This is a genomic window from Chloroflexota bacterium (assembly GCA_014360805.1).
GTDB lineage: Bacteria > Chloroflexota > Anaerolineae > DTLA01 > DTLA01 > DTLA01.
On record JACIWU010000097.1, the window covers coordinates 1 to 9,654 of the forward strand.

Genomic DNA, 9,654 nt, shown 5'->3' on the forward strand with positions numbered 1-9,654 from the left:
GGATATGCGGCGCGAATGGCTTCAACGTCCCCAAAGAACCAGGCCTCAAGTTCTTTCATAGCCACGCGGTTCAGAATCCTGAACTTCCCACCATTGGCCGGAGCAGATTTGGTAGCGAAACCTGCCTGTTGCGCGGCGGCCTCTAGCCGCGCTTTGAGTTCCCGGCAATCTTCATCATCGGCGTCCACCAGAACAACGATGTACCAGTCGTCAGGCATCCACTTCTTGTACGCGCTCAACCGGGCCGGTAACTTGCGTAGTAAGTCCTGTTTGCCTTGATAGGGGTGAATATCGTAGGTAGCAGCATTTCCCAGTATCTGTGGAACGAGGTTCAGTAGAGCAGCCTCAGCCGAAGATTCTTCAACGAGAAACTCTATGTGCATAAGGCAGCACTCCTGCTGAGTCAACGAGCCGGTGGCTTTGGGCCGCCCGCCGCAGTAAGCGGGTCGCCTACCTCAAAGTAGCCTTCCATCCACAGGTCACCCAGGGGCGCTCCGTTCTCTACGAATTCTTTAATGCCTTGCATATCTGCTGCGCGGCGGGCCTGGGCATATCCCTGTTCGTCGCGGTACAGAACCCACAGTTCGTTTGGACGCAGGCCGTTCACAAAGTGCGGAGAGTGCGTTGTTACCATCAACTGCGTGCGCGCGGATGCATTACGGCATTCTTCTGCCAGCTCGGGCAGCAGTCGCGGGTGAAGGTGGTTTTCAGGCTCCTCAATGCCAACGAGTTGAGGCGGTTCAGGGTCGTACAACACGGTTAGGTAGGCCAACATTTTCAGCGTCCCATCTGAGGCAAACTTGGATAGGATCGGCCGTTCGAAGGGCGCGTCTTTGATCTGTAGGAGCAACCGCCCGTCCGCTAACAGTTCTGCATCTACCTTTTCTAATCGGGGTACGCGGCGCGTTAGCGTTTTGATGATTTCTGAAAGGCGTTCCGGATGCTGTTCTTTGAGGAATTGGATGACGTTGGGTAGGTTGTCTCCGAAGGCGGATAACCTTTCTTGGGGGCCGGCTTCAGGAGTGCCTCGTATGTTGTCCGCGGTAAGATACGAAAGGTACCAGCCAGTGATAAAACGGCGCAGCGCGCTCACGCGCGGGTGCTTTGCAAACTGGCCGAGCGTACTAACGGCTAGCATTTCTGGGGAGTCCAGTTGTTCCTCAAGTCTCTGGTCTTGCTCATCGGGCACTTCACCACTGACGACACGACCAGCCCCTTCTCTAAAATCCAGGAAGCGAAAGGGTCTTCCCCGTTCTTCCCGTCGCCACTGTAGCCACTCGGCAGCCACAAAAGGCCCGCGTGCGCCTTCATCTATCGCCAGGTGGTATGTGATAACCGGCGTGCCCGGTTCTTCGCGGTACTTCAGTTCAAACTCAATCGGCCCCTCGCAACCACGCGTGCGAAGTTCTTTGAACCGCCCCCTCTTGTCCCAGGCTTTGCGCAGACCTACAGTGAAACATTCGGAGAGGAAGGCGAACACATCAAAGATGGTGGACTTGCCGCTGCCGTTAGGTCCCAGGAAGACTGTCAGAGGGGCAATCTGTTTCAGTTCAAGGTCTCGCAATGCGCGATAGTTCTTGACGGACAACGACTCTATGCGTGGGACCGATGGCTTGTTAGAAATCCTCATTGTCACAGACCTCCGTATCCGAGTCGCTAGCGCATCATAACGCTGGTCGGTGCCGCGCAGGAACCACAACGCGGCGCCGTTTACTTCTCCCCAAACTTCACAAACCGATACCCGTAGCCCCGCTCCGTGAGGATGTACTGCGGGTTGGAGGAATCCTTCTCTATCTTCTGCCGCAGGTACGCGATGTAGATGCGCAGAAGTTGCACGTCGTCCACGTATTCGGGCCCCCACACCTTCTGCAGGAGCGTCTCGTTGGGCACGATCCAACCCGCATTCTCCACCAGGTGGTACAGCAGCCGCATCTCGGTGGGGCGGAGTTTGATATGCTTGCCCTCTACGATGACCTCGCGCCGCGCAAAGTCTATCTGGAGTCGGTCGTCTACTACGATGGGTTCCTCGCGAGATGCGGACAGCCCACCCGTGCGACGCAGCACGGCCTTGACGCGGTCGCTGAGTTCCCGCGGGCTGAAGGGTTTCGTCAGGTAATCGTCGGCGCCCGCCGTGAATGCCTGATGCTTGTCGCTGTCCTCGCTTTTTACGGTCAGCATGATCACCGGCACGTCGCTGTGCTCGCGGATCATCTCCAGCGTCTCAAACCCGTCCATCTCGGGCATCATCACATCCAGGATGACCAGGTCGGGCAATTCCTTGCGTACCTTCTCCAGCGCGTCCAGCCCGTTGGACGCGCTGATGACGCGGAAGCCATCCATCTCCAGGTTCGTCTGGATGAAGCGCACCATGCGGCTTTCGTCGTCTACGACGAGGATGAGTCGGCCTGCGTATGGGTTACTCATGGGCGGTCTCCTGCGTCAACGTTCGGGATTGCCTGGGGAGGGTGAAGGCGAAGGTGGTGCCCTTGCCCTCCTCGCTGCGCACGCTGATCTGTCCGCCGTGGGCTTCCACGACGGCCTTGCATAGGTAGAGGCCCAGGCCGGCGCCCTTGCTGATGCGTTTCTTGTCGGGGGCGCGGTAGAATCGCGTGAAGATGCGCTGCTGTTCCTCCTGGCTCAGGCCCAGCCCCTCGTCGGATACCGATACATGGACGTTGGCCTCATCGTACCAGCCCTTGATGACGATGCGCCCGCCGTTGGGCGAATACTTGATGGCGTTGGACAGCAGGTTATCCAGCACCTGGCGCAGCCAGTGCGGGTCGGCGGTGATGAGGGGAAAGTCCGGCGGGAACTCCACGTCAATCTGGTGGCGGTCGGTCTGCTCGCGGAAGGCGGCCGCGGCCTGCTCGGCCAGTTTGTCCAGCGGGACTTCGGGCACGGGCGACAGGGAAATGCCGCCGGCCTCCACGCGGGCCGCCGTCAGCAGGTTGTCAATTAGTCGCGTCAGACGGTCGCTCTCGTCGGCAATGATGTGTCCGAACTCGCGCACGGTCTGGGCGTCGGGCGTCGCGTCCTCGCGGGATAGCGTCTCGGCGAAGCCCTTGATGAGGGCGACGGGCGTCTTCAGTTCGTGCGAAATGACGGACAGAAACGTGGACTTGAGTTCCTCAGCCTCGCGGAACGCGCTGAGATCGTGGACGTTCATGACGGCGCCGATGGTCTGTCCTTGGGCGTCGCGCAGCGGGCTGAGCGAAATGCTGACGTAGGGGCCGCGCGTGCCATCGCGCCGGGCGAGGTACCCTTCGGCCGTCGCGCGCTCGCCATTGAGGCGGGGCATCGGCACCGCCGCCCCTTGGGGGCTGGTGAGGCGTATGATGGTATCGCCAGGCTGTCCGGCGGCTTCCTGGCGGTTCCAGCCGGTCATGCGGGCGATGGCCTGGTTGAAATCCTGCACGCGCTGGGCGGCGTCCAGGATGAGGATGCCGTCGGCGCTGTTGGCCAGGATGGCCGACAGGCGCTCGTGCTGGACCGACAGGTCATGATAGAGTCGCGCGTTGCGGATAGCCAGCGCCGACTGGTTGGCGAAGGCGTTGAGCAGCGCGATGTCCTGCGAATGGAAAGCGTACTTGTCCCTGGTAACGACGAGCATGGAGCCGGAATGTTCGTCGCCCACGGCGATGGGCACGCACACGCCTGTCTTGATGTCGTGGGCGGCCAGCGGGGCCAGGGCGGGTTCCTCGGCGACGTCCTTGATGACCCACGGTTCGCATTGCGATAGCGGTTCGGTCAGGCTGGGGTCGGCCAATTTTCTGCGGATGTCGTCGTTGTCCAGGACGCCCTCGGCGACGGACACGGTGAAGCGGCCGTTTTCGCGCATGAGAATGGCCGCACCATCGGCTTCTACCGCGTCTTTGGCAAGGCGCACCACCTGGCGCAGGGTGGCGTCCAGGTCCGTGCCCTGCTCGGCCAGGGCGAGTCCGGCCTGGTACAGTTTGGACAGGGCATTGGCGCGCGAAGTCATCTGGCTGTACAGGCGGGCATTGTCAATGGCGATGGCTGCCTGGTCGGCGAACGCCTGCAGGAGGACTTTGTCTATGTTGGAGAACAGGGCCGCGCCTGTCGTGCGGAATACGAACACCATGCCGAGGAACTGATCGCCCAGGAGGAGCGGCAAGCCGACGGCATGGGATAAGCCTAGGCCTGTGGCCTGGCTTACGCCGGCGAGGGGTTCGCGCACGTCGGTGAACTGCCAGTTGGTTGCCTCGCCCTGCTCCACGGTCTGGGGGAGGCGCTTCAGGAAAGGCTCCAAGGTGCTGAGTGCGTCGGAGGGAAGGCCGACGCTGGTGTGGACGAAGAACGTCCCGTCGGCGCGGCGTAGCGCGATGATGCCCGCTTGCCCCGCCAGGATTTCCACGGCGTAGCGTAACACACGGTGGAGCAGGGTAGGCAGGTCTAGCGCCGCCGTGATCTCGCGCGAGATGTGCAGCAGATACTCGCGCTGGAGAATCTGGCGCTCGCGCAGAGCGTCGGCGCTTTCCAGCGGAACGATCGGGCTGTCGCGTTTTGGGCTATTCGGCTCAAACGGCAGTTGCTTTTGCATACACTTATTATAGCACGGGCATGGCTTTCGTTGCCAATCGGCGAGGTGGGCGACTGGATTCTTCGCAGGTGGAACCGCGAATGGACGCGAATGCACGCAAACGGACAATGGGCCAAGAGGGGCCGAAACCCTTGACAGCGACGGGGTTGGAAACGATACGCCGCGTGGAGCCGTCGCGTCCGTCGGCGGAGCGGCGACTCTTATAGAACGTTTACCATGCTCTTATGCAATTCTCACGCGCGGTTCGTATACTGGGGCGGAAAAGGTCAACCCGCGCCTGTTCACGGGCGAGACCATAGCAGGAAACGTGGAGGTTAAATTATGGGAAAGATAGTTGGAATTGATTTGGGAACGACAAACTCTGTAGTGGCCGTGATGGAAGGCGGCGAGCCGGTGGTGATCCCGAGCCGCGAGGGCGGGAATCTCACGCCTTCGGTCGTGGCGTTCACGAAGTCGGGCGAGCGCTTGGTGGGGCAGACGGCGCGGCGCCAGGCCGTTGTCAACCCCGAGAATACCATCTTCTCGGTGAAGCGGCTGATGGGGCGGCGTTACGATGACCCCGAGGTGGAGAAGGCCCGACGCGTGCTGCCGTACAAGATCGTGCGGGGTTCCAGCGACGACGCACGGGTGTTCATCCCCATCACGGGCAAGGAATACACGCCCCAGGAAATCTCGGCGATGATCCTGCGCAAACTGAAAGAGGACGCCGAGGCCTACCTGGGCGAGCCGGTTACGCAGGCCGTGATCACCGTGCCGGCCTACTTCAACGACGCCCAGCGCCAGGCGACCAAGGACGCAGGCAAGATCGCCGGCCTTGAGGTGCTGCGCATCATCAACGAGCCGACGGCTTCTTCGCTGGCCTACGGGCTGGACAAGAAGAAGGCCGAGACGATCCTGGTCTTTGACCTGGGCGGCGGCACGTTTGACGTGTCCATCCTGGAGGTGGGCGACGGCGTGATTGAGGTCAAGGCCACCAACGGCGATACCTTCCTGGGCGGCGATGATTGGGATCAGCGCATCGTGGACTACATCGCCACGGAGTTCAAGAAGGATCAGGGCATTGACCTGCGCACCGACCGCCAGGCTTTGCAGCGCCTGAAGGAAGCCGCCGAGAAGGCGAAGATTGAACTGTCCACGATGATGGAGACGGAGATTAACCTGCCGTTCATCACCGCGGACGCCAGCGGCCCGAAGCACCTGCAGATGAAACTGACGCGGGCCAAGTTGGAGCAACTGACCGAAGACCTGGTGCAGCGTTGCCGCGGGCCGTTTGAGCAGGCGCTGCAGGATGCGAAACTGTCGGTCTCGGACATTGACGAGGTGGTGCTGGTGGGCGGCGCGACCCGCATGCCCATGATCCAGGACTTGGTGCGCAACTTGACCGGCGGCAAGGAGCCGCACAAGGGCGTGAACCCCGACGAAGTCGTGGCGGTGGGCGCGGCCATCCAGGCGGGCGTCCTGGCCGGCGAGGTGCGCGATGTCCTGCTGCTGGACGTTACGCCGTTGACCCTGGGCGTGGAGACCCTGGGCGGCGTGATGACGCCCATCATTGAACGCAACACCACGATTCCGGTCAAGAAGAGCCAGATTTTCACCACTGCCGAGGACGGGCAGACGGCGGTAACGATTCACGTTCTGCAGGGCGAGCGGCCCATGGCTGCCGACAACATGAGCCTGGGCAAGTTCAATCTGGAGGGCATTCCGCCCGCGCCGCGCGGCATCCCGCAGATTGAGGTTACCTTTGACATTGACGCCAACGGGATTCTCAACGTGTCGGCGCAGGACAAGGCCACGGGCAAGCAGCAGAAGATCACCATCACCGCCAGCACGAACCTAAGCAAGGAAGACGTGGAGCGGATGGTGCAAGAGGCCAAGCGCCACGAGGCCGAAGACCGCCGGCGTAAGGAACTGGTGGAGGCGCGCAACAATGCCGACGCGGCCATCTACCAGACCGAGAAGGCCCTGCGCGAATTGGGCGACAAGGTGCCCGCCGCCGACCGCGGCAGGATAGAAACCCTCATCGGCGACTTGAAGGATGCCGTGCAGACCGAGGACACGGCTCGCATCCGCCAGTTGACCGAGCAGTTGCTGCAAGCGAGTTACGCGCTCGGGCAGCAGATGTACGCTGGCCAGCAGCCCGGCGGCGGCCCGACGGGCGGTCCATCGGGCGAGGCCACGGGTGGCCCCGGCGGTGAGGATGTCGTGGACGGCGAGTTCCGCGAGGCCTAACCCATAGCGCGCGACAGATACTCACGGCAAAGGCCGGCGTGGCAAGGGGCATCGTCGCAGAAGGCTCCCTGCTCCCCGCGCCTTTGCCGTGTGCGCGAATACGCACAGGAGAGAGACCGTGCAGATACCGGTGAGAGTTACAGAACCCGAGGACGAGGATCGGCGAGCGGCCCAGCCCGAACCTACCCCTGCGGCCCAGGAGCCCACGCCCGCCCCCGAGCGACCCGCTCCCGCGCAGGAGGAGGTGGACTGGCGCGACCTGGCGTTGCGCTTGCAGGCCGAGATGGAGAACTTCCGCAAGCGCCAACAGCGCCTGGCCCAGGAGCAAATCGCTTCGGATCGCGAGCGGATGCTGCGGGGCGTGCTGCCCGTGGCCGACAACCTGGAGCGCGCCCTGGCCCATTCCGACGCGCGGGACGGCCTGCGCCAGGGTGTGGCGCTCACCCGCGACTTGCTGATGCAATGGCTGCGGCAGCAGGGCGTGGAGCCGCTGGACCCCACGGGGAAGCCGTTTGACCCCACCTGGCACGAGGCGGTGGGCACGGTGCCCAGCGCCGACTACGGCGTGGAGCCGCAGACGGTGGTGGCCGTGAGCGAGGTGGGCTACAGGCTGAACGACCGCCTGCTGCGCCCCGCCAAGGTCATCGTGGCAGTCTAGCGGGCCGTTCGCGCGTCCCCGATACCATCAGCATAGAGACTCTCGGCTAGAGGGCTATGGAATACAAGGACTACTACAAGATACTCGGCGTAAGCAAGAACGCCACCGAAAAAGAGATCAAGCAGGCATTCCGCAAACTGGCGCGCCAGTATCACCCGGACATGAACCCGAACAACCCGCAGGCCGAAGCGCGTTTCAAGGAGATCAACGAGGCCTACGAGGTGCTGTCGGACCCGGAGAAGCGCAAGAAGTACGATCAGTTGGGCGCGGACTGGGTGCGGTGGCAGCAGGCTGGCGGCCAGCCGGGCGATTTTGACTGGAGCCGGTGGACCACGTGGGGCACCGGAGCACAGGGACCCCACGTGCGGTACGCCACCGCCGACGACCTGCGCGACCTGTTCGGCGATTCCAGCCCGTTCTCCGATTTCTTCAGCCAGATTTTCGGCGGGATGGGCACCGGACGGACGCGGACGGAGGGGTTCGGGTTCCGTACGCGTCCCCAACGCGGCCAGGACTACGAGCAGGATGTGGAGATCACGCTGGAGGAAGCCTTCCACGGGACGACCCGCACGCTCCAGCGGGACGGCGAGCGCCTGGATGTGAAGATTCCGAGGGGCGCCGACACGGGCACCCGCGTGCGGATCGCGGGCAAGGGCGCGCCTGGGGTGGCCGGAGGCCCTGCGGGCGACATCTACCTGCGCGTCAAAGTGCTGCCCCACCCGCGCTTTGAGCGCAAGGGCGACGACCTGTACACCACGGTGCCGGTGGATCTGTACACCGCGGTCTTGGGCGGCGAAGTGCGCGTGCCCACGCTGGAAGGCGACGTGCTGCTGAAGATCCCGCCGGCCACGCAGAACGGGCGCGTGTTCCGTCTGCGCGGCAAGGGGATGCCGCTGCTGCGCAAGCCCGACGAGCGGGGCGACCTGCTGGCCAAGGTGGAGGTGCAGTTGCCGACGCGCCTGACGGCCGAGCAGCGCCGCCTGTTTGAGGAACTGCGCCGCCTTTCCATGTAGCGGTCGCGGAAACTCTTATCTTTCTCTAATTCTCGTTTTATCGTCATCTTATGCAGGGTGGTTATATAGTAGGTGTAGAATCACTTCTGGGCAAAGGGAGGTGAGACTATGGCAGACCTGGTTCGTTGGGATCCGTTCCGCGAGATGGTGAGCCTGCGCGAGGCGATGGATCGGCTGTTTGAGGAGAGTTTCGTCCGTCCGTTCGGGCCGCTTTTCCGGGCCGAGGGCGTGAGTACCCTGGCCATTGACATGTACGAAACCGACAACGACGTGGTGGTCAAGGCTTCCGTCCCCGGCGTCAAGGCCAAGGACCTGGACATCACCGTTACCGGCAACATGCTGACCATCAAGGGCGAAGTCAAGGAAGAGAGCGAAGGCAAGAAAGGCGACTACCATTATCGCGAGCGCCGGTACGGGGCGTTCCAGCGGTCGGTTACCCTGCCGGTGGACGTGCAGGCCGACAAGGCCGAGGCGACCTTTGAGGACGGCGTGCTGACCCTCAGACTGCCGAAGGTGGAAGAGGCGAAGCCGAAGCAGATCACCATCAAGGCCAAGTAGGGGTTGGCAAGTCGGCGGCGGCCCGGCCCCGTTGCGGGCCAGGCCCTGCCCGGGAATCATGGATGCTTGTTGGTTCAACAACGCTCATCAAGGAGGCAGCCTATGGCGCAGCAGGTTTCTATCTGGGAACCGTTCCGGGATTTCGTAACCCTTCGCGATGCGATGGATCGGCTGTTTGAGCAGAGTTTTGTGCGGCCTTCGGCGGAGTTCGCGGGCGACCGCGTGTATCGGCTTCCCGTGGATGCCTATAGCACCGAGGATGCGGTGTACGTGGAAGCGGCGCTCCCCGGCGTCAGCCGCGACAGCGTGGACATCTCGCTGGACGGCGAGACCCTCACCATCCGCGCCGAGGTGCCGGCGCCGTCGGACGAGGGGCGCGACTACGCGATCCGCGAGCGGTTCTACGGCACGCTCCAGCGGTCGCTGACGCTGAACGTGCCGGTGGACGCCGCGAAAGCCGAGGCCACGTTTGAAAACGGCGTGCTCACGTTGCGCATTCCGAAGGCCGAGGCGGCCAAACCCAGGAAGATTTCCGTCAAAACCAAATAAAAGGCGCAAGGGTTGAGAGAAAAGGCGGGGCTGCTCATAGCCCCGCCTTTTCTTTTGCGTGCGGCGCGAGTGTACCCCCTCATCCC

The 9,654-nt window shown here is 62.8% G+C and carries 9 protein-coding genes; 5 read left to right on the plus strand and 4 right to left on the minus strand.

Translation table 11 applies throughout. The features are described 5' to 3' along the window. The 4 genes from H5T65_12650 to H5T65_12665 all read right to left on the minus strand — a co-directional run. On the minus strand, positions 1–383 hold a 383-nt coding region (locus H5T65_12650; GenBank protein MBC7260086.1), incomplete at its 3' end, for a DUF4276 family protein. Between the two features lie 20 nt (positions 384–403). Then, entirely contained in the window at positions 404–1,630 is a 1,227-nt protein-coding gene (locus tag H5T65_12655; protein MBC7260087.1) for an AAA family ATPase, read from the minus strand. Between the two features lie 80 nt (positions 1,631–1,710). Then, entirely contained in the window at positions 1,711–2,424 is a 714-nt protein-coding gene (locus H5T65_12660) for a response regulator transcription factor (protein MBC7260088.1), read from the minus strand. Continuing rightward, positions 2,417–4,561, minus strand: a complete 2,145-nt coding sequence (locus H5T65_12665; protein ID MBC7260089.1) for a GAF domain-containing protein — start codon at positions 4,559–4,561, stop codon at positions 2,417–2,419. Before H5T65_12665 ends, H5T65_12660 begins: the two co-directional genes overlap by 8 nt. A 321-nt stretch (positions 4,562–4,882) precedes the next feature. Between H5T65_12665 and dnaK the strand changes: the two genes are divergently transcribed. From dnaK to H5T65_12690, 5 genes are all read left to right on the plus strand, one after another. Beyond that, a complete protein-coding gene (dnaK, locus tag H5T65_12670; GenBank protein ID MBC7260090.1) occupies positions 4,883–6,790 on the plus strand; it encodes a molecular chaperone DnaK in 1,908 nt (635 codons plus the stop codon). A gap of 118 nt (positions 6,791–6,908) precedes the next feature. Beyond that, entirely contained in the window at positions 6,909–7,448 is a 540-nt protein-coding gene (locus tag H5T65_12675) for a nucleotide exchange factor GrpE (protein MBC7260091.1), read from the plus strand. 56 nt (positions 7,449–7,504) lie between these two features. Next, complete coding sequence (locus H5T65_12680; protein MBC7260092.1) at positions 7,505–8,461, plus strand: DnaJ domain-containing protein; 957 nt, start codon at positions 7,505–7,507, stop codon at positions 8,459–8,461. A 108-nt stretch (positions 8,462–8,569) separates the two neighbouring features. Continuing rightward, the gene (locus H5T65_12685; GenBank protein MBC7260093.1) at positions 8,570–9,019 is read left to right on the plus strand and encodes an Hsp20/alpha crystallin family protein; all 450 of its coding nucleotides are present in this window, start codon (positions 8,570–8,572) and stop codon (positions 9,017–9,019) included. Between the two features lie 102 nt (positions 9,020–9,121). Continuing rightward, positions 9,122–9,568 (plus strand): Hsp20/alpha crystallin family protein, encoded by a 447-nt coding sequence (locus H5T65_12690; protein MBC7260094.1) that lies wholly within the window; start codon positions 9,122–9,124, stop codon positions 9,566–9,568. The last annotated feature ends 86 nt before the right edge of the window (positions 9,569–9,654 follow it).